Below are 23,043 nucleotides of genomic sequence, written 5' to 3'. Positions count from 1 at the left end.
AGATCAAGTCTCGATCATTCCGCTTACTTATAACTAAATAGCCTAAAACTAACTACGCAGCCATTGCTTCGTTTGTTTCCTGGATCGCGTCAAATTCGTCCATGAACAAGTACTTACGCCATTCGGGTCGGTTTTCCGCGTAATGACACAGAAGTACATGATCAAGGCCGAGACGGAGCAGTTTTTGCGAAGTCAAGAGTGGCATACGGGCCTGTTCAGGCGTACGGTTTCCTTTTCGCTGATTACACTTTACACACGCCGACACCAGATTGTGCGGTGTGCTTTCGCCGCCTTGGGCACGCGGGAAGATGTGATCGAGCGTCAATTCCTTAGCATGTTTGTGCTCACCGCAGTACTGGCACCGGTAACGGTCGCGGATGTAGATGCGGGCACGTTTCATGGTAGTTTCGCGGTTATTTCGACGAACATGTACATAATGACGTAGACGAACGACCGACGGAACTGGAAAGGTTGTCGAAGGGGAATGGAGAACATTGTCGCCGTCGTTTTCTTCGACAGTGATCGCTCCGCGAAACCATAAACAAACAGCACGAGCCACGCCCACGGTTCCGAGCGGCTCGTACGAAAAATTCAACAGTAAAACACGACTAGTTAGCAACACTCACTCCTCCTTATTATTCTTTTGGTAATGTAATATCAAACGGTGTTAAACGCAAGGACTATATCTTGTTGCGTAACAGAAAAGTAAAACCATATGTCAGGCAATTTAGCGGCTCTCGACAAAAGATATGCGTATGTATTAAATTATTTTCGTTTTCGTATCTACAAGAGCTTTTTATAGAGGATCTTATGAATTCACGAACAATTCGCCAATTTTCAGTTCCAACAAATATTTGGCCGGCAGTCGAACGCTGGGCCGTAAGCGAGGGATTTAACCTGATCGAAGACCTTGGCGAAAAACGCCGCTATCAGAAGGGCAACGGCTGGATCGTCCTGCCGACAAAACTCGAGATCACTCAGAACGAGGCGGGAGTTCATCTTGAGGTCTGGGTTTACGGTTCACTCTTCAATCGAATATTCACGCTTTTCCTGTTGCCCGAAGAAATCACTATCGAATCCGGCGGCGTCCGGGCCCTCATCCCCCGTTCGATCGCACGTGACTCTGTGAACCGGCTTCTGGTCCAGCTCGCGCAGCCATTGATCACTTGAGGTCTGGGTCGGGTAAGGAGTTGGAGCATCGTGTCGGATTCGAACCGGCGTCTTCTGCTTGGAAAGCAGACGTCTTGAACCAACCTGACGAAGGTTGCTAGATTAGGAATCATCTAATGGCGAACGTCATTACAAAATATCGAGAATTTTGGCTTAAACAACGGACTCGTCGAGTCGCCGAGTGGTCCACCAAACGGCTCACAGGCAGGGCCCATTATGTTGCCGGTTTTGCTATATTTGGGTGTCTAGTAATGACCGGACCGTCAGTCGTTTTAAACCTAGCGTTTAACGACGCACAAAATATCGCAAATGTTACTTTGCGGCTGGTTCTAAATTTTCTGTGCGGGCTGTTTGTTGGCCATCTTACTTGGAATTCCCGTGAGAAAGCGTACTTGGCCAGATCAAAACACTGAGCAAGAAATTGGGTTTTGCCTTTCGGCGAAACCCATTTTTAATCACTCTTTGTGACCACGAATGTGGTTATCCTTTAACACAGATGACCTGTTTGATCTCCGCTACGACCTCGACTAGGTCGGACTGGGCTCGCATTACGTCATCGATGTCTTTGTAGGCACCGGGGATCTCGTCGACTACGCCTTTGTCTTTGCGGCATTCGACGCCGGCGGTTTGACGGGCGAGGTCGTCGATGGTGTATTTCGACTTTGCCTTGGTACGCGACATTTTGCGGCCCGCACCGTGCGAGCAAGAGTTGAACGACAACGGGTTTCCAAGGCCCTTAATGATGAACGATTTCGCTCCCATCGAGCCCGGAATGATGCCGAACGTGCCTTCGGCGGCGTTGATCGCACCCTTTCGGGTGATATAGACCTTGTCGCCGAAATGCTCTTCGACCGCGACGTAATTGTGATGACAATTCAGCGTGATCTCACGACGGAACGCCTTATCGCCGTTGAACATTCGGTTGAACGACTTGAGCAGACGCTTCATCATGATCTCGCGGTTCTTCATCGCGTAACCCTGAGCCCAGTCGAGGTCGTGCCAGTAGGCTTTGAACTCGTCCGTGCCGTGTACGAAATACGCCAGATCCGGCGAAGGCAGTTCGTTCAGACGATGCAGCGTTTTCGCGGTCGCGAGGTGACGTTCGGCAAGTTCTTTGCCGATGTTTCGCGAACCGGAATGCAGCATCAGCCAGACGTTGTCCTCAGTATCGAGACAAACCTCGATAAAGTGGTTGCCGCCCCCGAGCGTTCCGAGCTGAACCATCGCTTTGCGCTTAAGTTTTGGGATCCCGGCGTGCAGATCGTCAAACGTGTTCCAGCCGTCCCAACGCGAAGCGTCGTCGACCGATTCCTTATACCAGTTGAATCCGACGGGAATTGTACGCTCGATCTCGTGGCGAAACTCGGCCATTTTACGGTCGAGAATCCCGCTCTTGAACGGCGTCTTAACCGCCATCATTCCGCATCCGATATCGACTCCAACAGTCGCCGGGATCACGGCATCTTTCGTCGCAATGACCGAACCGACCATCGAGCCTTTACCCAAATGAGCGTCCGGCATGAGTGCGACGTGCTTGTAAATACAAGGCAGCCGCGATACGTTGCGGAGCATATTTTCTTCGTCAAAAGTCAGCCCGTGCGAGACCCACGAGAGGACTTCGGCCTTCGCCCCGCTGATATTTAGTTTGTTATGTGGCATAAATCCTCCTTTTGATATGTTAGTGCGTGTGAGTTGGCTGTGTAAAAGTTTGTTCCGTTCCACCTCACACAAACGTGTTTCACGGAACAAAATGAGATGGCTGACAGGGCGGGACTCGAACCCGCTACAACCCGATTAACAGTCGGGTACTCTACCAACTGAGTTACCTGCCAATGAAAAATGGTCGCGGCGGAAGGAATTGAACCTTCATCTCACGGTTTATGAGACCGTTGTTCTCCCATTGAACTACACTGCAGTATAAGGAGTGCGGGCATGCCTGCCCGCACGTGTGTCCGCTGGGGGGCAGGATGCCCGCGTTCCAGTTTTGGTCGATCGGGCGGGACTCGAACCCGCGGTACCTCGCTTAAAAGGCGAGTGCCTTGACCAACTTTGCTACCGATCGCTTTGTCCGTAGTCCGCAAGTGAGTAAGGGCTCAAGATATTTTAGATTCCACTCACGGGCAGGTGCTCTCGCTCCGATTGAGTCGTATTTACCTGAGTTAAGCCCTTACTTACGTGCGGGCTACAGACACTGATGAGGGCAAACGCGGCCGCGTGACGGCATCAGCGGACGATCGGACAAGCAAGCTGTTAAGCGAAGAGACAGAAATTGTCTACTTGTTCGAACGTCCTCGCCGTATGCGGCGGACGCGTTTGTATGGGTAAGACTGTTATTTGCCGGCCGTTCCACGGCAGAACGGCCGGTGAGCTGTGGAAGATAGTGTTAATGAACGGCACTCATTGCCCGTTCATGGAGATTTACCGTTTCCCGATCTTCGAAAGACGCAGCTTCGATCTCAAGAGCATCGCGAAATGCTGTCAAAACCTCGACGATCTTTCGGATCTTGAAAAGGCTGTTCTCGCGTTCGTCCTTATTCGAAAGGTCGAAATCGAGAGCGATATCGTCAAAACAGTCGGACATTTTTAGGACGATCTCGCCGTGATAGCGGTGATTGCGGCAGCACGAATGTATGTGCCGCGTGTCTTCGACGATGGCGATTATGTATGCCCGCATGTCGGCATGCAGATTCAGAAACGTGCGTTCCCGAACGTGAAATTTCCTGCTCATTTTCTTTTCCTCGTTGATAAATTGCTGAAAAATGTTGATAGATCGCGACATTTGTTCAGCTAACTAGGAAAAGCGGAACGGTCACGTCGCGAGCGGTGCAGATTTTCTTGGACTCTTTAGTACAAACATTTTGGTTTTCTCCTCATTGAATTGAATTTGTTATGCGTTCAACCACGCGCTTCGGCGGGTGGTTCTGAAATGGTGGACGCTCTTGGTATCGCACCAAGCTCTTCGGCTCTTCAAACCGACGCTGATCTGTCTCAGCTAAACGTCCGAACTGATTTTGGATTTAGGATTCTCGATTTCAGATTGAAATCCAAAATCTAAAATCCTAAATCCAAAATGGAAATGGCGGGGCCGAACGGACTCGAACCGTCATCGTCTTCCTCGACAGGGAGGTGCACACGCCTTTCTGCCACGGCCCCGAAATTGGGTGGAACGTCGGGATTTGAACCCGCCTGGAACAGTTCGAAAAACTGCTTGCTCGACGGCTTTGCATTCGTCCCCACTCGATTTGTAAACGCGGAGAGATTCAAACTCTCACTTTTCTGTTTCTAAGACAGATGCCTACGAATTGGCCACGCGTGCTTGAGAAAGATGGTCAGAGCGGCGGGATTTGAACCTGCGAACATTTGTTTCAAAACAAGCCCGTATGGCCGCCGCGGAACGCTCTGTTTTTGATCTTGGATTGGGGATTTTAGATTTTGGGTTCGTTTCTAAATCCAAAATCGGCAATCCAAAATCTAAGGTCGTGTTGGCTTCGGGACAGGGCTCGAACCTGTATTTTCTGATTCAAAGCCAGACGTCCTGCCAGTTAGACGACCCCGGAAAAGAAATTGGTGAAGACGGAAGGACTCGAACCTACAACCTGCTCGTTCGTAGCGAGCTGCTCTAATTCCGTTAAACTGCGTCCGCGTAATAAAAAGTGGCCGGTGGTCAGTGGACAGTGGTCAGGAAATAGAACTGATCACTGACCACCGGCCCCTGACCACTGCAATAGGCTATTCAGTTTTCAAACATCAAAAGTAAAAGGAGCGGCTACTCTCGGGCTTCTAATATCCCGGGCGTAACCGCTCCTAAAAAACGTGAAAACGTTGTCGTTTTACTTTCGATGTTTCGGGAGCGGAAACGCCGCTCCCGCAAGATCAATCTGGTTGCAACGAACGATCCGTGCCGTTCGGTTTGGGCTGATAATTCATACTATCGAGACATAGACACATTGCTCCGCATGACAAAACACTGCCTTATATCACGGCCAGTTGCCCATGCGGTTGTCGCAAATGTATGTTCTAAATTCCGAATCATAAAAATTAACTCCAAAAGTTTCGACTCGCAGTGCGAGCGAGTTGAAGTATAAACACAGCTTAAAAACGCTTGTCAAGCGATTTTTTGCACGGATCTTCGAAAAGTCTCAAAATTGCCTAGAAATGTTGGTAGCCTTTTTTCCAGCATTTGCAGTGACCTCGCCGATATGTGTAAATCCGGCCAAATTCGGATGCGAAATATTTTTTTTCGAAACGGTAAAAAGCAGCTCAAAATCTTCGCCGCCATTGAGGGCCATGTCTAAGCACTCTTGGCCGGCGAAATGAATGGACAGGTCACGGTTGATCGGCAAGCTTTCGGAGCGTAAAGATGCCCTGACAACGCTCGCGTTGCAGATATGTTGAGGTCTGACGAGAGCCCATCGCTGAGATCGATCATCGAGGTTGCTAGGTCTAGTGATTGCAATAGGTTAGCATACTTTACCTGAGGCTGTGGTTGTAGCTGCTTTAGCAAAAGGTCGTCAGAATTTCCTTGCTGATCCGGGCACCATTTTCGACCAGTTCAGCCCAGCGGCGGCCCCGCCGAGTGTTCCGGTTACGAAGATCGCATCTCCGGCTTTGCGGTCGAACGCAGTATTGCACGGCCTTTTTCAATTTCGCCTCCGACGATCGAATCAATTACTACTTTATCAGGCGTTCGTGATACGTCCCCCCCAACGAGTTCAACGTTAATGTTCCGAGCTAAGGCGAACCAGCCTTCATAAAATCTATCGACAAAATCAGTTTTCCACAAGGTTTCGGGAACGCCCATGGAGAGCAATGACCACACCGGTTTTCCACCCATAGCGGCGATATCTGACAATGAAACGGCAAGAGCCTTATGGCCCTGGAATTCGGGAGTCGTCCAATCGAGCCGGAAATCAATGTCCTCGACCAGCATATCGGCAGTCACCAAGAGATCTGTCTTGCCATCTTTCGGCAATACAGCACAGTCATCGCCAACTCGGCCAAGCGAATATTTGTTCTTAATGTTTTGATGAAGTCAAAACTCGCTCTGGCTCATATCAGTATTGACACAACTATAATAAACACATACAATAACGGCTGTTTACTTATACAAAACTTTAACACACCCAACAGACTGCAATGGCACAAGAAACTACGGTAATTCCGGAAAAGCTCTTCTTCAAGATCGGCGAAGTTTGCGAACTCGTAGGTGTGCAGGCCCATGTACTGCGTTATTGGGAATCTGAGTTTCCGATGCTCTCGCCGCAGAAGAATAAGAGTGGCCAGCGGAGCTATCGCCGGCGTGATGTCGAGATCGCATTTGAGGATCAAACAGCTTTGTACAAAGAAATGTTCACGATCGCCGGAGCGATCAAACGGCTGCAGATAGAAGCGCGTGAAGGTAATAAGCCTAGGGACTGCTGAACCGGTTCGTGCCCCAATAGCAAATGGTCGTTGAAGCACCCAAACCCGTTCGGAGACTCACCTCTTTTATTTGATGGCCAACTGGATCTTGAACCTCCTTCCGTTTGCTGCACCTCCTGCGATGCTGAGTTGAGCGGCCATCAGCGGGAAGCGCTTGAAAGGTACTCGCGTCCAGTTGCTCGAACTGCGTGAAATGCTTAAATCACCGCCTGACACGCATGCCTAACACCGGGCGTGGTTGACTTTCGCTTCCGTAACAATAATCTTAACATTCGATTTCGGGACGTAGCGCAGTCTGGTAGCGCGTTCGCTTGGGGTGCGAGAGGTCGTGAGTTCAAATCTCGCCGTCCCGACCAATAAACATGGGGCTTTCAGCGATTGCTGGAAGCCCCATTTTTTTGACTTGGTTGCAGGTTGGTTGCAGTATTCTTTTTGTCCTCTTTTTTCAGCTCAAAACTCTCAAAGATCATCACTCTTGATCAGGCTGGTTTATAAACATCCTTTGTGTGGTTCAAAACTGCGTCGAATGGCGCGTTTTCGCGACTTTTGTGGCGGTTGCTGTCTATTTTCATGGCTTTTTGGCGAGGCACATTTTTTGCCAACTGGTGATCGGAGGTTCAGGAAATGGTTGAAATTATCACGATAGAAAAAGAAGAGCTGATTCGCTTGATCGACACCTCCGTCGCGGGGCCATCGAAAAGCTATTCATTCATCTCAGCCGCCGCAGATCATGACGAAGTCCGAAGTTGCGAAGTATTTGAAGAAATCGGGAGCAACGATCAATCGATGGATGCGAAAAAATGGTTTACCGTTCCACGGAGTTGGCCGGCCAACTTTTAACAGAACTGAGGTGGATGCCTGGTTAGCGAATTACTAAGTGTATGTCAGTTTTTAAGAAATATAACGGTAAGCGGATAAACGCTAAGCATCCGGCGTATGCGGCAGCTCGCTGGTGGGTATACAGACGAGTTAAAGGGCATAAGACCATTCATCAGGTTATTCCGACAGCGCGGACCAAGGAAGAAGCTGAACTCGCCGAGCGCCAACTGGTCAAGCAACTCTTCGACAGATCATTCGGACAAGCAGATACGACTGTAACTTTTGGAGACTTTGTAGACACAACCTATCGAAAGTATGTAGAGCAAAACAACGTCAATAAGGGAGCGAAGAATCTTTACATAAGACTTCTTTTGAAACACCTAAAGGATCAACCTCTGCACACCATTACGCCACAGGATTGTCGCGATTGCAGGAATAAACTTCAGTACGGAAAAAACCAGCGAAAAAAGAAAAGTTCGATATCTCCGTCCTCGATCAATAGGAATCATGTCGACTTTGTCGAAGATCTTTAGTCTCGCGTGTGAAGAGGACGTTCTTGATCGCAACCCAATGCAGTATGTGAAGGCCCTACCAGAACCACCGCCAAGAAAGCGCCTACTTACGACCGAGCAGAAGAAAGCTCTTTGGAAGGAACTTGAATCCGATCAGCTACTCTACAGGCTTGTCCAATTGGCCGTTAACATGCCGTTGCGCCGAGGTCAACTACTGGCTTTGAACGAGGATGTGGTTGATTTCGAGAATCAGAGGGTGTGGGTTATTGGTTCGAAAGGCCGGCCTCCTAGATCCGTTCCGATCAACGCAACCGCGACATCTATTCTGCGGTATTTGATTGCCGATAAGCAGTTGCCCTTTCCAATCGTCGATTTCCGCAAACGATGGCACCCAGTCCTGATTCGAGCAAAAATCAACAAGCCGGATGGAACTCGTGAAGAAAACTATCACTTCCACGACCTAAGAACCTATTTCGCTAGTGAACTTATTCGAAGGAACACTAATCCGCTAATAGTTCAAAATCTATTCGCTCATTCCGACATGAGCATCACAAACATTTACGCCGAGACTGATGCCGATCTGATGTTGGAAGCAGTAAAACGGCTTGACAATGCGAATCTGGGCTAAGAAGAGTCGATCCTTTACTGACTATGTAGAGTTTTTGGATTGAAATATAGGGGCAGCCGCGAGAAAACTGTATGGAACACAAGGGATTAGAACGAGATCTTGATCAGAATTTAATCTTGCGGCCCTTCGTACACGTTGGGCATCCATTTTTTCCTAATTCCCAGTATCTGACAATCTCCTTTATTGGCTCGCTCCATCGTGTTGCGTGTTGTGAACAATAGAAGGTAGCAGTTTTACCAGAACCTGTCGTTAGTTTTTCATAGGAAATTCCGTCGTTCTCGTTCTCTTCGAAATCCCAAATTTCTGCAATGAAAGCGGGATATATTTCTGTCAAGTTAAAGCTCTCTCCCTTTGCACGTCCGTGACAAGATGGGCATCCACTGCTTCCGTTACTCCACGATTGACGAATCGCCGTGATTCTTGCCGACCATCGATGGCCGTCAACGGGACATCGGAACCAACCTTCTTTGGACGATCCCAAAGTGATTTCAGATGGATCGAGGCCAAGTTCGTCATTTTTTTCCTTATCCCAATAAACGCGTACCTGTTCCGGAAACTCGTCGGAAAGCTTTGGAGCTTTTCCCCATTCGCCTAACTTGCGATCAATTGTTCCATTGCACACTCGGCATCCTGCATTTCCACGTGACCACTGCTGCCTTATAGTCGCGTGAATTCGGCCTTGCCAAGAATGCGAGTCTTTCGGACATCTAAACCATGCCTTCCAGTTGCTTGCTAGCGTCAGCTCGTTTGGATCCAATCCATCCGCTTCGTTCTTCTCAAAATCCCAATATTGCCTGACGTACTGAGGATAAGCGTCGACGAGTTTCTCCTGTTTTACGGGTTTCTTTGTCTTCCCGGCACATTTCGGGCATCCAGATGTTCCCGATCGCCACCAGCTAACAACGATATCGCAAGGACGCTTCAACCATGAATGACCATCTTTTGGACACTTCCACCAAATCTCAACTGACGCGCTTCGCGACGAGATCTGTGTTGGATCAAGCCCTGCATTCTTCTCGCGGTCCCAAAGCTCATCAACCCGATCTGGGAATTGGTTGGCGAGACTTTTTTCCAGGCGTTTCCACTTTGAGTCCTTTTCCTTTTGCAGTTCACGTTGCCTCTCTCCTTCCTCATGCTCTTGTAGATAGGCAGGAAAATTTGGGGTTATATTAAGAATCTGCCTGACCCTCTCGCGAGTCAATCCAAGTATATCTCCAATCTCCTGATAAGTAAATCCGTGCCTGTAGAGAGCAAGAAATCTCTCCGCCCTATCAGCCAACTTACTCCGTCCATCTGAGCTGACTGTTGTGAAAAATCGGGATCTCGCTTCCTCTTTGGCTATGGCTGAAACCGTTCCAACGAGGTGCCGACCGAGGTCAGTGAGACTCACTTCTTCGCCTGCAACCAATATTGCCCCCAAGCTTTGCAGGCGAGGTATTAGATTCTTTCCCCCACGAATGTTGGACTTTGCAATTGGCACATCGAAAAGAAAGGTAAGAAAGTGTTTCTCGATCTTTTTGATCTTGGGCGCCGATGATGTCCCAATCCTTTGGAGCAACTTATCTAAAAGAGCGTCGTCATCCAGCTGAATATCCTGAAATATGGTATCTCCAAAGTTCGCTAAAAGGTCAATACCGGTTGAGGATAGTGAAAGGGACGTCTCTTCAACGAGTCCAAAATCACGCAGTCCCGACGCAATCCTCTCTAAACGACCATCCGAGTCTGGTTCCAGGTTACGGACGGCGATCACTTTCAGCAGCATTCGCTGTTTCTTTTGAATCTTTTTGAGAATTTTCGAAAATTCCATACCCAATCTCGTGGCTCAGATTTGTGGTTCTTCGGTGTTCAGTCGTTTGGATCCAAACCATCGACAGCTTCTCGCAACCTAGCTACCTGTGACTGCAGACCATCAGCCATTTTGCGGACAGAATCCAGTACCTTGTCGCTACTAGCTTTTATAGTTTCTGTCCAACGCCGCATGTCGTCAAGACGCTTAGCCTCTTTCTCGATCCCGAGTATCGCGGTATCGATCGCTTCGAACTCGGCCGCCTCGGCATTGCGCTTACATGATTCACGGACACATATAGCCTTCGCAAGGCTCAAGGCTGTCTTGAGTATCACATCGCTCGCCAAGTCGTCCGCATCCCAAACAACGAACACATCTTCACCATATCGTGCTATGGATTCGATGTTTGCGGGAGCGGTTTTCTTCGAGAAAACAAATACTCCAACAGCGGCTCCTCGATTCTTCCGAGCGAGCTCTATTTCGTCCCTTGCTTTTCCGATGTCACAACTCGCCGACTCTTTTGCCTCTACTACATATTTTACGCCAGCAGCCATACAGTCCGGACCAAGTTCAATCACCGCATCACCCACCCTACAGTTTTTTATCAGTCCAGTCGTCGAGCCTGTTGACCTTGCGATATCGCAAGCTCGTTGAGCGTCGAGAGTGACGAATTCGACCACAGCCGATTCAAAATCATTGCCGTGGCGAGTTGACCGCAACGACTCTTGGCGTCGGGCTTTCATTGATTCGAGAGCCGATGTGACATCACTTTGGAATCGCGAATTTATTTCGTTCTGCTTCTCGAACACACTAAGCAATTCTTGACGAAGACGAGCGAGTGAAGAGCCAGAATTATCGAGTGAGAATTCGTTAGTGATTGTCTTTTGAGCCTTATCGACATTGCGCATCAGGCGGCTTAACGCTGAGTCTTCTTTGTCAAGAGAGAATTCTGCGATCGCATCATTGATACGGTTTGAAAGGTCTCCCGTAAGTTTGCCGTTGTTCTCGGTCAATTCTGCGATCATGCGGGACATTGCACCACTCTTATTGTTGAGAGAGAATTCGGAGAGGATTCTCTCAGATTCGAGTTTCAGAGCCTCTTCCGCAGAAATTCGGATTGCGTTGACTATACCGCCGGTCTGCGTTGGATCGAGCACATTCATTATTGGGCTATTTGCTCCAACATGTGACGCCAATGCTGCTGCGAGTTCTGAGCCTTCGGCACCGACCTGCCTCCGAAGGACTTGTTCCAGGTCACCGTCTTTTTGGATGAGACGTTCGACTCGCTGCTGAAAACTGCCACTCTTCGGATCAAAATAGTCCTTCAAGACACTGCCGAGCCCCTCGGTGATCTTTGCACGGTATGACTCTAGTGAGGTTCCGAGATCGCCGAGGATCCGTTCACCTTCGCGACGAACCGCGTCTGCGTCAACCTGACCCCGCGCATGGCGAAGTGAAAGCAATCCCACGGTTAAGCATTGAGAGAGTATTCCGTTCTTTCTCTCCCGACTTTTTGCCAAGTATTTCCCGGACAGACTCCGGATCGTTCACATCCAGTTCAAGATGGACAGTGGTAGAGGATACGGACGATACTTCACTGCACATTGCGACGTCGTTTTCCTCAAATTCTGAACCGCTTATTGCGGGGCTGCTGAATGCATAAAAATCTCCTTTTCAGACTAAGCAAAAATTAAATCCTGGTCGCCATAAATTATTCCAAGCAAGCTGTCTTCAATTCGTCGAAGTCGTTCTGCATACGTTGTGGCGGTCGCTTCAGAGCGTTCGAAACGGCCCCAGTCGTTCCAGTTTTCTTCCAACGCAAGACCGATTGCTTCCGCGTCACGGCGTCCGACTATTTCTGTTAATTCGCGTGTTCTCATAATTTTTCTCCTGCTAATGTGTCTTTTCACTCCTATGCCGGATCACGAATGTGCTTTGTTCATTTTTCCCCGACATTTCCGAATTTATTTGCGGCGATTTGCCGTCCTTCATACCTAAGCCGGATCGGAGAAGTGATTTGTTCACTCGAGGCGGAAATAATTAACAAAAAGGGCTTTCTACTTTCTGGCTATTGCTAGCGAGATAGAAGAAAGCCCTTCGATCGCTGAGGGTGGGTTAATTAGTCGGTTGACACATCGTCAGAGAGTCCTAATTCGCGCAGTGCGGATTTAGTTTCTTCTAACTTCTGCATTGAAATCCCGTCATCGGGAGCGCTTTCAAACTTAACGGAAACTTTCAGGTCTTGCCCGTGGTATTTCAGAAGAACCTTTTGGTAGAACAGCGACCACTTCTGTGACGAAATTTCACCGGACCAGAAAATTCTTGAAACCGTTTGTTTGAAAAGCGGTGGTTCATCCGCACCATCGTCCGGTTTTTGGGGAGATCGCGTATCTTCTGGCGATGGCTCTTGGGGAACGGGGTCATCAATTTCCGACTTGCCTATTGGAGCGGGCGACTGTTTTGTCTCAAGGTATCTTTCCGCAAGTTCTTTTTCAGGATATAGACGTCATCTGCGATTTCGACCTCGCTTGCCATCAGCCCTTCTTTGAAACGGAATGGATCATATCCGTCACCTGATTTGATGACATAAGCAAACTGGCCACCAGATACGCCGTTTATGATCGTCTGCTTGATAGCATCGCCAGAAAGTAGTTTCGGAAATAATGGAGAAGCAAAGAACGCATCGCGAACGGACTTAACGCTCCACGCATCAAAGACAGGCGACCAGTTACGGACAAGAAAGTTTGGGCTGATCGAGTCCTGGACATCGCCTTCCTGTTTTAGCCGATTGATAATGCATTCCGAGAGCGAACTGTATCCGCTGGAATTCACCAATCCGAGGTCAATGATGCGAAGCGAATTGTCCTTATCAAGTAAAACGATATGCTTATATGTACGCCAAACACTTTCTTTTACATCGCGTCGGGCTTTCTCGATGTTTACGCGTAGCTGTGCCTTTTGGGAATCCTCAATCCTGATCGTCGGATCGCCCTCAATTGCTTCCCAAGCGAGCACTTTTTTTGCATCACTGAATAGTGTTGAAGCTGCGTCCGAAACTACCCAAATCAACGCACTCTTGAAGGTGCGGGCCGACTGGCCGCTCTCAGTGATCATCTGACCGATGTTTGCCTTTGTCTGGTCGTTGAGCTGAGATGACGGGTCTCCGACCACTATCGTAAGAATGGGGCGGTCTGTAATCTGGTTGCTTCGTTCCGGAAAATACACGTTCAATACCAGATCCCTTCTTGAATACGTCCAACACTTCCTGCCGAACCCGAGATTCAACTTCTTTTCCGTCGATCGCGGCCCGCTTGTCGGAAAGGATCTTGTTTAGATTTGCAGCGATACCGAAACGGTATTTGCTTCCTTCGACAGTCAGGTAATACGCATTTGCAGCAAGTTCTTCGAGAACCGTGATTACGTTTCCGATGTCCAAATCAGGTTCGGCGACTGCGGCGTGAATTTCAGGTAAGGGTGGTTTCGCCTCTCGACTGTCCACCGTTAGATTCGAAGAAAATTACCGTAGCGACTTTCTGGTGAAGCCTGGATTTCTTTATCGAGTCTGAAGCCTCTTTATCCAGTTGAATGGCATGAGAATCAGACTTTCCTGAAATGTCCGCATCCACTGCCACCTTCAATTTCTCTTCACCGAGCTGTTCGAAAACTACATCTCGAAAAAGGGGATCATTGAGCGGTGCTGTGCCCATCGAGATAAGCGGGTCTTTATGCGCTCCCGTAAAGCCATCAACATACGCACGCGAAACCCACAGGGCCATCATCCGCAGAACGCCGCGGGTTCGCTGGAATCTTGGAAGCGACTGCCACTTTCGTTCGAACACAGAGAGCGTCATCGGGTGGAACGGGTATGTTTCGGCGAATGCTTTTCGAGCGTTCTCCGTGTCAAAGACCTGAGGCATCTGATCTTTGTGTTCCTCGACCCAATCTCCAAACGCATTGCACGTTGCGATCGCTTCCTTTGAAAGCATCACCTTCCCGGTCGCAGCTAGCGAATTTGGAGCCCACTCAAAAGTCGGCGACGAATGATCTCAAAGGTTTCATTCTCTGTTGACATCGCAATCGGCTTTCCTAAACGATCGAGTAACTTTTTTTAAACGATCGTGGTCGCTCTGATCCTCGGCGGACATTTCGAGTTCAGAAGCGGGAATCGAAACGGCAAGGACCATGCCTTTACGTCCGCGAGCCTCTTCGGAGAGATTTTGCAGGAACGTGTAGAACTGTGCCGACAATCCGCTTTTGCGATGACGCGTGATGTAGTTCATCAGCTCATCCATCAGGATGAGGCACGGCCTATCGGGAAGGAAGTCTCGAATTACGTCGCCGCCGGGAGCTTGTCCCAGTTCGTCGTGCCTCGCAACTGCTGCAAAGCCTTCTTCGCCCCCGAGCTGAAAAGCTATCTCGCCCCAGGGCGTTTTGCGAAGAGGCGTACCGTCATCGCCACCTCGACCTCTAATCGAATCGAACTCCGTCCCGACCAAAATTGCGGTCTTCGCCTCCGGGACGGAAGCTATGTTGGCTTTGAGAAGTAATTTTTGGACGCCCTGCCATTCGTTCGCATTCGAACCATTGCCGGCCAAATGATAGAGCAGTGTCAACGCGTGGGTCTTACCACCACCGAACTGCGTGGCCATGTTAAAGATCGCGTTGGTCTCGGTCGTTTCGCCCGCGAGGCGCCTGATAACCTCAGATGCAAGATCCGTCAGACTCTTGGTCATATACGTTCGTTCAAAGAACGTTTTTGGATCGGTATAGTCCTTTGGAGCTTTGCCGTCGCGTATGAGTTCAAGATGCGCCGCAAATTCCGACGCGTCCAATGGGCGTCCTTCGCGAAGGTCTTCGCGGGGCGTTACTACGTTGTACCAGGGTTTTAATGCCATATTCTTCCTAATGCCTAATTCTTGAAAACCATGCTTCGACGCTGTGGGGAAGGGACGTTCCCATTCGTTCTCGATCGTCAGATGTCACTTCTGCAAGGGCGGCTTCGATATGCCGGCGCACTAGCTCGGAGTAATCCCGATGAAGCCTGATTGGCGAGATACACAAAATATCCCTGCCCATTTTCAGATCTCTTAGTGCTCCTTCGAACGAAGTCGTGGGATCAGATTGCCAATCTACCCACTCTTCGTCATCGTTGTCATCAAGCCTCATGCTCGTGCCGGAGTTACGGAAATATACTTTTCCTTCCGCTGTCGTAAATTGGGTGATCTCGATGCCGCCTCCTTCGAAGGCGAGCTCGAATACTATCTCGACGGTCGCGTCGGCTATCTCATTTTCAATGCGCTCGTTATCCTGTTTGAGAATGGATCTCAACAGGTCACGGTCCGCGTCCGTTATTGCGTGTCCAGCCCGCATTATTAGAATCCGAGTCCTTTCTTCCTCGCCAGAACACCATCGACCCAACGTTTTTCTTCGCTTCCACTTGGATAGAGTTTAGAAAGATTGTCAGCGAGGCGCCAGAAACGTTCATCATTGCCAATTCCGTCATCCACGAGAAATCTTTTAACGGCCTCACCACGTCCGGCACCAAAGAGAAGCATGGTCTGGTGCACACGATCGAGCGTCGTAGATGCGGCCGAAGGCACTCCACCGACACCGAAGACAGTCTCGAATTCGTCATCTTCCATTTCTGTGAAGAGCTTTCCCTGTGCCTTGCTTTTCTTTCTTTCGCCCAGTCGCTTCAGCTCCTGACGCTGCTGATTCAAGTCCAAAAAGGTCTCTAGCCGCTCACCTACGGGCAGCAAGCGAGCCTTGTCTCCTTTTATTTCGACAATCGAATCTTAGATCCTCGAGATGAGCACCGAGCCTTGAGCGATCTTTCGGGCAGCGTCGTATTCAAGAAGATAGCCTGAGGCCTTCTTTTTGCTACCGCCGTTTTCCTCGTCGATACTTCTTCTTCCTCCGGATTCTTCGTTAGCTTCTGCAGCTGAAGTTCCTGAAAATAATGTCCATAGCCACATCGCAGTAAGACTAGCGTCTTCTTCAAACCCAGTAGCGTCGGCACCAGCAAAGATCATATTTAGGGCTTCTTTCGCAACGGCTGCCCAGACATGTTCAAGATATTCGCTCAAAGTTACGGTTTCTCGCCGCTTGGTTTTCGACGCCCGAATACCGCGAGAATATTTCCAAGGCCGGTCCAAGACACGCAAAAATAGCATCGGCTCCAACGACACCCTCATTAGCAAGTCTAGGCATCCACTCATGAATTCGGATAGGTAACTCTCGTAAAACATCTCGCCAATCCCCAATTTCGTCCCCAACAGATCCGTCTGCATTCTCTCTGGGGCGGCATACAAGATGAATTGACGAAGCGAGAGCCGCTGATCCAATGGCATTAGTCCGAACACTTCTTTCAGTATCGACTGGCCCAGGACGCGGTTACTATCCATCCCGCGTCAACCATTCCCGCGAGTTGGGCTTCCCAACCAGTGGTAGATTTATGCGAAAACCACAACACGCCGATTCCATTTGGATTAGAATACGGCGACCTTCTTTCAAGCCTGTCGCAATCTGCTCTTCGTAAAATTTCTTATCTTTGTGGCATGCCGGAAGAAAGGTTTCGCCCTGCCATCTCAGTTATCTCGTCATCTTTCGGAGTTTCCTCGTTAGCATAGATCACGTGGGTACGTTATTAAGGATCCGCTTTAGCCATACGTAGAAGAAGTCGGAAAGATCTGCGTACGGAATCGCATCATAGTAAGGGGGATCAGTAATCAAAGCATCGACCGAATCGTCGGGTAAGGGATGATCGGATGCACTAAATTTCTCAGCCTTGCCTTCCACCCGCACTATGGATTGAGTTATGTTCCAGTGTATCCGCGATATCATCAATCGCTCCCGACCAACTCGCCTCCCGCCAAAATGTTTGATGGAGGATTGATCTTCTACATAGTCCCATATCCTACCCCTGAAACCCATGTCGACCGAACAAGTGTCATCCTGACGACCGCCAAAGTCAGAGGTATCCATCGACAAAGCGTGCATGCTTCTTGTTTCGACCAAGTCCGGCCAAATCCTAGTTGTCAAAGCAGGTTCCAACGTGACCTAGTCCCCAAGATCGTTCCAAGGGACATAAGATAGCTTTTTAGACCAGTCTTGTGGAATGGTTACATAGATCGACTTTCGCTTGTCGGATTGTAAGGTCGAGAGTTGCTTCGCGATGCCGAGTGACCGCGAGACGGTCCATACTAGCGTTTGGCGATGGACGAATAGGTTTACTTGCCAAAGCCGCCTGGTAGCGAGGCCCTCCACTTTCTCTGGCGTTTTACGGAGCGAAAGGATTGAAGGATGGACTCTGCATGAATCACCTGTTCCACTTGATAATCCCTGCCTTTGTTGTGTTGAGTACTGTCGCAATAAGAGTCGCATCGTCAGCCTCCATGACGGCTTTCATTTGGGACATCACGTTCGTTGGGTCGTAAAGGAACAATCGGCATCAAAGTGATTTTTCCCCGATGTGCTTTAAAAAAGAATAGCCCATAGTTATTCACTGAATGAGATACTTTTGGTTACTGAATCTACCTAGTTTTTCGGCTTCTAATCGAAATTCTCTTTTGCGTCCCTGCCAAAAGCAGATTCCCATATTTGGGATCATCGGCACTTTATCGAGAGAACCGCAGCCGGTTCAAATGTGATGGTTCGAGACCACAGATAAGCAATTGGTGTTGAGCCTCCCGGGACCAATTGGGTAGAAGTTTGCGGTTTCCTTTCTAGCCTCTTCCATGAGTCAAGCCCCTGCTTTGCGAACGTTCATCGGCGAGACCAGTTGACCAAAATTGGGTATAAATTCGAGAAGCGTCCCCGTTGTTTAGAATACGTCAAAACCGTATTTTGGTTCGGATGCAAAAGCATCCGCTCTCGCTAGTGCTTCAAGGGTGATGTTTCCCCCAGAGAATTGGGTCTGCAACCGGGGACAGTTGTCGTTGCCAGATTCGCCGCCGTTATTCACGTGGGCTGTCATCGTCAGGCAGCCTAGGCTCAGACCCAAGATGGGTAGCGTTGAAATATCCCAATTGCCGAAATGCATAACGATATGCATTTCTAATCCGAATTCTCTCCGGGAAACGAGTTCACCGAACACCATGATTTTGACACGAGCATCCCGACCCATTGCCCGGAGCAACTTTTTTGCAAGTGAGCCATATTGGAGGTTCCCTTGATTGAAATCGTCATAGCCCATTGTGGTTGCGAGCTCACGCACCGTGATCGCTCGGCCGCCGGAATGATAATGTGCTCTGAGCATTCTTAACTGGTTGTCAGTTAAACCATCGCGAATCGCTGCAAATGCTACTTTGTATTCGTCCGAGCCGGGCGGAACAAATTCCTGCATCTCCTCGGCATCGGATTCGGGAAATTTAATTGATGTTTCGTCAATATCACCCTCTTCCCAAGTAAATTTACCGACGCTTTTTGTGGTGCCGGCTCCAACTCAATCGCTATTACTGCCAGCCGTTCAAGCAGAGCCGAAAGATGTCCGGTCGCGGCGATGTGTTCCCAATGTTCATTATCCGAAATCCAGTAATCCGATCGCCAGTGGACAACAAGCAACTTGCGGATGGTTTCAAGATCTGCTGCGGCTAAGCCTTCAGAATCATCCATGAGGCGTCGGCCTTCATCCATCCAGCCCATGTAGTCGAACGCATACATGAACTGACGGGAATGAAACTCATGAACGATCCGCCTCACGATCGAACCAAATTCTTTCGAATACTCGTGTCCTTTCGTCGCTGGGTCAGCGTCACGATCGGCAACGGCCGCTTCAAGAGCAGGCAAATGAGCGACGACTGCTTCCAAATCCTCACGCGTCAATAAGCGGTCATCACCATCCGATTTCGAAGAGGCCCGGTTATCAACATTGGAGCCAACATGATCTCTCTTGCGATATGTCCGGCCGGGATCAGAGATCTCAAGGTGGGTTTCATCCAAAAGGTCGAATCCACCTGCTTCTTTTGCCCAATGGCAATACGTCGTGTCGTTGAACCGGATGTAGATCCAGTCCGACCGATCAGTATCCGCGTACGCGTCGGCCTGCACGCCGTCAAATTCCAGAACTACGGGCGTAACGCGCGAGCACCAGTTTGCCATCCGGTCGTCTTTTGCACGCTGAATGTAATATTCGCGGCCCGATGAGTTCCTTACTTTCATCTCTCTTGTGAACCGGCAGCCTGGATAACACTTGCTCCTACATGATAACGCTCGACAATCGAAAGCGGCTCCCAGCCAAGTCGAGCGGATCGCGGATAATGTTTAGGTCTGGCGTTTCGGACCCTGCGTCAAAAACAACATAAAGCCAGTAATCGTGTTTCAGTCTCCCCGCCGTTTTATATTCGTTCGTGGTTAGTGCGATCTCACCAACTGCGGATCTTCCTTTTACCTCGATGAACCTGACATCCATTGCAGTCTGAGGATCTTCAGGGTTAGGCAGTCGCGATATCAGATCGAATCCACGGTTCTGAGATTCGACCGACTCGACGATTCGGCCATGAGCCTGTTCGTGGGCTATCACGAAATCTACAGCCCGCCGTTCTATATCTGCATCGCTAACCATTCGTGCGATCTCAGGTGTTTGGCGTTCCGGATGGGGTAGCACCCAACAGCTTCCAACGAATGTCACGTCGCCGATCGAACAATTTCTTTCCTGCTCGATCTCCGTAGTTCGTTTTTCGAGACGTTTATTAAGATCGTCGAGCTTATCTTCAACAGTCTTTAGATTCGCCTCAAGAGGCTCAGACGAATCACCGCGCAACTGCTTGTCCAGTAGATCCATGTGCCTTACATTCTGACGAGCGAGAAGGGCATTAAGGCTAATTTGAACGTGTTCGCGCACCATGCCTGATTGTTTTTGGCGCTCAGCCTGAACGTCTGCAAGCAGCCCGTCCATAGCTTCGCTGAGCAAATAAGCTTCACTGTCGTCCTTTCCTGGTAGTGACGAACTCGTTAGGCTTTCTGAAACGCCAGACCCTTTGTCGCTAAGAGCTAGGTCGAGGAAAAGCGTTGGCTCGCGAAGTTCTTGCTCGCCTGACATCGCCGTTTTGACCACGAAAATCCGTTTGTGAACGGTTTCGCCAAGCCCATCTTTGATTGCGGCTGTAAATACGTCTAGGCGGTAAGGTTCGCTTGTATTTAGATCATAAAGAAAACTACCTTTCTGGAGGTCCTTCTTGACCTTCTCTTCAACATCTTCTCTGACAGCTTCGAATAGCGGGTGTCCCGGTGTGACCCATTCTGAGGACGTGTCTTTTTCTGCAAACTCTCTAGCGAATACAACTTGTTTATAATCTCTCGTGAGTCTTCCGAATTTTGGCTCCAGTCTTTCACCGATCACTTGTAATGGGCGAGGAAGGCGTCCGACTCGGAAAGTTTTTTCCTTTCCACCGATCTCTTTAGGTTGAACTCCTGAAACGGGAGAGGCACTCAAAAAGAAATCTTCGATGACTTCTGGAACAAGTCGCCGCTCTTTCGCTTTCTCACGTTCTTGCGTCAGGGCCGAAATGTTGAGATTCCGCTTCGCGAGACCTTCCAATGTGGACTCAGAAATCTTCTTGATCTTCTCAATATCGACCTGCTCCACGATTCGTGACGTAATAACATCTTCGGTTAAATTGTGAGCGTACAAGTCTCGGAAAAGCCTCTCAATCTCGTTAGGCTGGAGCAACTCGCCAACAACATCGAAAACATGATCACGCCCAAGCTCAGAACTGATTTCCTCAAGCTTTGTAAGCAGCTTTTCCATCACCCTGCCTTCAAGGGTGTTCTCAGCTACAAAATTCAAGATCAAGCAGTCCTTCGTCTGGCCGTAGCGGTGAATTCGTCCCATTCGCTGTTCGAGCCGCATCGGGTTCCATGGCATGTCATAGTTGATCATGAACCAACAGAATTGGAGGTTGATACCTTCGCCCGCGGCCTCGGTTGCGACCATTACCTGCACTGATTCCTTGAACTCGCGCTCGGCAAATATACGAGTGCCGCGTTCCTCCGAATCACCCACCTTCATCGAACCGGATATTTGGGTTACCGAAAGGCCCCATTCACGAATTTTCTCGACAAGATATTTAAGGGTGTCGCGTGCTCGGTAAATATCAGAAGCTTGTTCTTAGGATCGTCAAAAATGCCTCGACTTGTAATCTCTTCCTTGAGCCGGGAGAGCTTGGTTTCAATTTCTCGAGATTCCAAGTCCTCAGCCATGATTATTAGTTCGCCAAGCTTTTCGATCTCTTCTCGAAGATCGTCCGGATCAAAGAAGGCCACGAAGTCCTCAAGATCAGCCATGATTCGCTGCTGTTCTTCGTCTGGAAGGTCTTCGTAGTTGTCTGGTAGTTGCTTTCGTTTCTGCTCTTCTATGTACTTTTGCGGATCGTCCAGAATGGCCTGTCGCTTATCCTTCATCCGCTGCAACGAACGGCGAAGTGCGTAAATGCTCGATGCAAACCGCCTTTGAAGCATCGCCATCGTAAAACCTAGAATTCGACCTTGCGATCGGTTCTCAGCCTGCGACGCCTTAATGGATTGCTCTTCAACATAACTAGTGAGAGCGTTGTAAAGATCTGCCTCGTCGGCATCAATGTTGAACGCGATCGTGTGAACGTTACGCTTTGTAAATAACTTCTTTGACTTGCCCGTTTCAGGGTCAGGAAAGGTTACGAGAGCCTCCTTCGTACGTCTAAGGTAAAACGGAGCTTCTTTCCTTTCCATAGCTTGCTCTAAACTCTCGATGTCACCGTAGACATCAGGGTCAAGAAGCTCCAAAAATTTACGGAAATTTTTTGGGTCGCCCTTATGCGGTGTGGCCGTCATTAACAACAAGTGATCAGATTTAGGAAAAAGGTCTTCTCCGAGCCGATAGGCCAGTGTTGTCTTATCGTTACCGTAAGCGCTTAGTTTGTGGGCTTCATCGACAACTATTAGGTGCCACTCGCTTCGAAGGAGGCTCTGCTTGGCGTAGTCCTGCGTGGAAACCCAGCTTACGGACGTCACGACCTGATCGATGTCTTGAAAAGGATTCACCCCATATTGAGAACGCATATCCCCGCCCTTAATTACTCGAAATCCTCACGGAATTTATCCTTCATTTCACGTTGCCACTGAAACGACAATGCAGCTGGAGTGATGATGAGGATCCGCTTGATCAACCCCCGGAGTTTTAACTCTTTAATGAGCAATCCGGCCATTATTGTTTTACCAGCGCCTGGATCGTCTGCGAGCAGGAATCGTATTCTTGGCAACTTTAGAAAGTAGTCATAGACAGCCTCCAATTGGTGTGGAAGGGGATCGACGCGAGCGACCGACAGCGCAAAGAACGGGTCGTACTCATAAGCCAGTTTCAGCCGGAGCGATTCGATTCCCAACTTGAATTTCAGCGGGTTACCGTCAAATGTCGGCGTGTCACTAGTGATCTGTAGGGTTGCGATCTGTTCTGCACTTAGAATCGGCTCGTGCACCTTGCCGGTATTTAGGCCCTTTCCAATTATCTTCAACTTCTCGCCAACCGATTGAGTAGTGATTACCCGGACGGGTTCATTGAACAGTGAGCCCACGAGTATAACGTTTGGTATTATCTCTGCCATAATTTGCTTTGGATCGAACGCGTCCTGTTTTTCTAATTGTTCTTCTGTTGACGTGCGATCCAATTCCGAAAACCATTCGTCTGTTTCAGCCTGCTCGACATCACCCAAAATTGGGAATTGCCTGAGATT

General features: G+C 49.2%; 17 protein-coding genes, 10 tRNA genes and 2 pseudogenes. 6 read left to right on the top strand and 23 right to left on the bottom strand.

Going from position 1 to position 23,043, the window contains the following annotated elements; genetic code table 11:
• Window positions 1-52 precede the first annotated feature (52 nt).
• A complete protein-coding gene (locus IPK01_14090; GenBank protein MBK7934571.1) occupies window positions 53-619 on the bottom strand; it encodes an HNH endonuclease in 567 nt (188 codons plus the stop codon).
• A 191-nt stretch (window positions 620-810) separates the two neighbouring features.
• Here IPK01_14090 and IPK01_14085 point away from each other — a divergent pair, with 191 nt between their 5' ends.
• A complete protein-coding gene (locus IPK01_14085) occupies window positions 811-1,170 on the top strand; it encodes a hypothetical protein (protein ID MBK7934570.1) in 360 nt (119 codons plus the stop codon).
• Between the two features lie 21 nt (window positions 1,171-1,191).
• Here the strand turns inward: IPK01_14085 and IPK01_14080 are convergent.
• The 12 genes from IPK01_14080 to IPK01_14025 all read right to left on the bottom strand — a co-directional run bounded on the left by IPK01_14080 (window position 1,192) and on the right by IPK01_14025 (window position 6,142).
• Window positions 1,192-1,262, bottom strand: a tRNA-Gly gene (locus IPK01_14080).
• Between the two features lie 388 nt (window positions 1,263-1,650).
• Window positions 1,651-2,829 carry an RtcB family protein gene (locus tag IPK01_14075; protein MBK7934569.1) on the bottom strand — a complete coding sequence of 393 codons (1,179 nt, stop codon included), beginning with the start codon at window positions 2,827-2,829 and terminating at the stop codon, window positions 1,651-1,653.
• Between the two features lie 97 nt (window positions 2,830-2,926).
• A tRNA-Asn gene (locus IPK01_14070) sits at window positions 2,927-3,002 on the bottom strand.
• An 8-nt stretch (window positions 3,003-3,010) separates the two neighbouring features.
• A tRNA-Met gene (locus IPK01_14065) sits at window positions 3,011-3,085 on the bottom strand.
• Between the two features lie 70 nt (window positions 3,086-3,155).
• Window positions 3,156-3,232 (bottom strand) — tRNA-Lys (locus IPK01_14060).
• 321 nt (window positions 3,233-3,553) lie between these two features.
• Window positions 3,554-3,898, bottom strand: coding sequence for a hypothetical protein (locus tag IPK01_14055; GenBank protein MBK7934568.1), 345 nt, complete (start codon window positions 3,896-3,898; stop codon window positions 3,554-3,556).
• Window positions 3,899-4,097: 199 nt separating this feature from the next.
• A tRNA-Phe gene (locus IPK01_14050) sits at window positions 4,098-4,172 on the bottom strand.
• Window positions 4,173-4,247: 75 nt separating this feature from the next.
• A tRNA-Asp gene (locus IPK01_14045) sits at window positions 4,248-4,323 on the bottom strand.
• Window positions 4,324-4,415: 92 nt separating this feature from the next.
• A tRNA-Leu gene (locus tag IPK01_14040) sits at window positions 4,416-4,487 on the bottom strand.
• Window positions 4,488-4,496: 9 nt separating this feature from the next.
• Window positions 4,497-4,572 (bottom strand) — tRNA-OTHER (locus IPK01_14035).
• An 81-nt stretch (window positions 4,573-4,653) separates the two neighbouring features.
• A tRNA-Gln gene (locus tag IPK01_14030) sits at window positions 4,654-4,727 on the bottom strand.
• 1,028 nt (window positions 4,728-5,755) lie between these two features.
• The gene (locus tag IPK01_14025; protein ID MBK7934567.1) at window positions 5,756-6,142 is read right to left on the bottom strand and encodes a hypothetical protein; all 387 of its coding nucleotides are present in this window, start codon (window positions 6,140-6,142) and stop codon (window positions 5,756-5,758) included.
• 164 nt (window positions 6,143-6,306) lie between these two features.
• Between IPK01_14025 and IPK01_14020 the strand changes: the two genes are divergently transcribed.
• The 5 genes from IPK01_14020 (at window position 6,307) to IPK01_14000 (ending at window position 8,550) form a co-directional block, all read left to right on the top strand.
• Window positions 6,307-6,591: a MerR family transcriptional regulator gene (locus tag IPK01_14020; GenBank protein MBK7934566.1), complete on the top strand. Its 285-nt coding sequence runs from the start codon at window positions 6,307-6,309 to the stop codon at window positions 6,589-6,591.
• 279 nt (window positions 6,592-6,870) lie between these two features.
• Window positions 6,871-6,947: transfer RNA gene (locus IPK01_14015), tRNA-Pro, on the top strand.
• A 374-nt stretch (window positions 6,948-7,321) separates the two neighbouring features.
• Window positions 7,322-7,468: a helix-turn-helix domain-containing protein gene (locus tag IPK01_14010; protein MBK7934565.1), complete on the top strand. Its 147-nt coding sequence runs from the start codon at window positions 7,322-7,324 to the stop codon at window positions 7,466-7,468.
• Window positions 7,469-7,472: 4 nt separating this feature from the next.
• Window positions 7,473-7,943, top strand: coding sequence for a hypothetical protein (locus IPK01_14005; GenBank protein ID MBK7934564.1), 471 nt, complete (start codon window positions 7,473-7,475; stop codon window positions 7,941-7,943).
• Window positions 7,918-8,550, top strand: coding sequence for a site-specific integrase (locus IPK01_14000; protein ID MBK7934563.1), 633 nt, complete (start codon window positions 7,918-7,920; stop codon window positions 8,548-8,550). The genes IPK01_14005 and IPK01_14000 overlap by 26 nt, the downstream gene beginning before the upstream one ends.
• A gap of 103 nt (window positions 8,551-8,653) precedes the next feature.
• On the opposite strand, the gene IPK01_13995 is transcribed toward IPK01_14000, so the two are convergent.
• From IPK01_13995 to IPK01_13950, 10 genes and pseudogenes are all read right to left on the bottom strand, one after another.
• Window positions 8,654-10,357 carry a hypothetical protein gene (locus IPK01_13995; GenBank protein ID MBK7934562.1) on the bottom strand — a complete coding sequence of 568 codons (1,704 nt, stop codon included), beginning with the start codon at window positions 10,355-10,357 and terminating at the stop codon, window positions 8,654-8,656.
• A gap of 38 nt (window positions 10,358-10,395) precedes the next feature.
• Window positions 10,396-11,805: a hypothetical protein gene (locus tag IPK01_13990; GenBank protein ID MBK7934561.1), complete on the bottom strand. Its 1,410-nt coding sequence runs from the start codon at window positions 11,803-11,805 to the stop codon at window positions 10,396-10,398.
• Between the two features lie 210 nt (window positions 11,806-12,015).
• A complete protein-coding gene (locus IPK01_13985; GenBank protein MBK7934560.1) occupies window positions 12,016-12,216 on the bottom strand; it encodes a hypothetical protein in 201 nt (66 codons plus the stop codon).
• 559 nt (window positions 12,217-12,775) lie between these two features.
• A pseudogene (locus tag IPK01_13980) lies at window positions 12,776-15,231 on the bottom strand (ATP-binding protein).
• A gap of 7 nt (window positions 15,232-15,238) precedes the next feature.
• Complete coding sequence (locus IPK01_13975; protein MBK7934559.1) at window positions 15,239-15,706, bottom strand: hypothetical protein; 468 nt, start codon at window positions 15,704-15,706, stop codon at window positions 15,239-15,241.
• Between the two features lie 2 nt (window positions 15,707-15,708).
• Window positions 15,709-16,062, bottom strand: coding sequence for a hypothetical protein (locus IPK01_13970; protein MBK7934558.1), 354 nt, complete (start codon window positions 16,060-16,062; stop codon window positions 15,709-15,711).
• 69 nt (window positions 16,063-16,131) lie between these two features.
• Window positions 16,132-16,422, bottom strand: a complete 291-nt coding sequence (locus tag IPK01_13965; protein MBK7934557.1) for a hypothetical protein — start codon at window positions 16,420-16,422, stop codon at window positions 16,132-16,134.
• Between the two features lie 1,736 nt (window positions 16,423-18,158).
• A complete protein-coding gene (locus IPK01_13960) occupies window positions 18,159-18,680 on the bottom strand; it encodes a hypothetical protein (GenBank protein ID MBK7934556.1) in 522 nt (173 codons plus the stop codon).
• Window positions 18,638-19,495, bottom strand: a complete 858-nt coding sequence (locus tag IPK01_13955; protein ID MBK7934555.1) for a hypothetical protein — start codon at window positions 19,493-19,495, stop codon at window positions 18,638-18,640. The genes IPK01_13960 and IPK01_13955 overlap by 43 nt, the downstream gene beginning before the upstream one ends.
• Window positions 19,492-22,914 (bottom strand): annotated as a pseudogene (locus IPK01_13950) (DUF3883 domain-containing protein). Before IPK01_13950 ends, IPK01_13955 begins: the two are co-directional and overlap by 4 nt.
• Window positions 22,915-23,043 lie beyond the last annotated feature (129 nt).

Source organism: Acidobacteriota bacterium, assembly GCA_016713675.1.
Lineage (GTDB): Bacteria > Acidobacteriota > Blastocatellia > Pyrinomonadales > Pyrinomonadaceae > OLB17.
This window is presented reverse-complemented; position numbering and strand designations above follow the sequence as displayed.

Bases quoted from the DNA above. Each gene is read 5' to 3' on its own strand.
- IPK01_13955 (MBK7934555.1), bottom strand. From the start codon at position 19,495: ATGAAAGTAAGGAACTCATCGGGCCGCGAATATTACATTCAGCGTGCA.
- IPK01_13960 (MBK7934556.1), bottom strand. From the start codon at position 18,680: ATGCAGGAATTTGTTCCGCCCGGCTCGGACGAATACAAAGTAGCATTT.
- IPK01_14055 (MBK7934568.1), bottom strand. From the start codon at position 3,898: ATGAGCAGGAAATTTCACGTTCGGGAACGCACGTTTCTGAATCTGCAT.
- IPK01_13985 (MBK7934560.1), bottom strand. From the start codon at position 12,216: ATGAGAACACGCGAATTAACAGAAATAGTCGGACGCCGTGACGCGGAA.
- IPK01_14075 (MBK7934569.1), bottom strand. From the start codon at position 2,829: ATGCCACATAACAAACTAAATATCAGCGGGGCGAAGGCCGAAGTCCTC.
- IPK01_14005 (MBK7934564.1), top strand. From the start codon at position 7,473: ATGTCAGTTTTTAAGAAATATAACGGTAAGCGGATAAACGCTAAGCAT.
- IPK01_13995 (MBK7934562.1), bottom strand. From the start codon at position 10,357: ATGGAATTTTCGAAAATTCTCAAAAAGATTCAAAAGAAACAGCGAATG.
- IPK01_14000 (MBK7934563.1), top strand. From the start codon at position 7,918: ATGTCGACTTTGTCGAAGATCTTTAGTCTCGCGTGTGAAGAGGACGTT.
- IPK01_14085 (MBK7934570.1), top strand. From the start codon at position 811: ATGAATTCACGAACAATTCGCCAATTTTCAGTTCCAACAAATATTTGG.
- IPK01_14010 (MBK7934565.1), top strand. From the start codon at position 7,322: ATGACGAAGTCCGAAGTTGCGAAGTATTTGAAGAAATCGGGAGCAACG.
- IPK01_14020 (MBK7934566.1), top strand. From the start codon at position 6,307: ATGGCACAAGAAACTACGGTAATTCCGGAAAAGCTCTTCTTCAAGATC.
- IPK01_13975 (MBK7934559.1), bottom strand. From the start codon at position 15,706: ATGCGGGCTGGACACGCAATAACGGACGCGGACCGTGACCTGTTGAGA.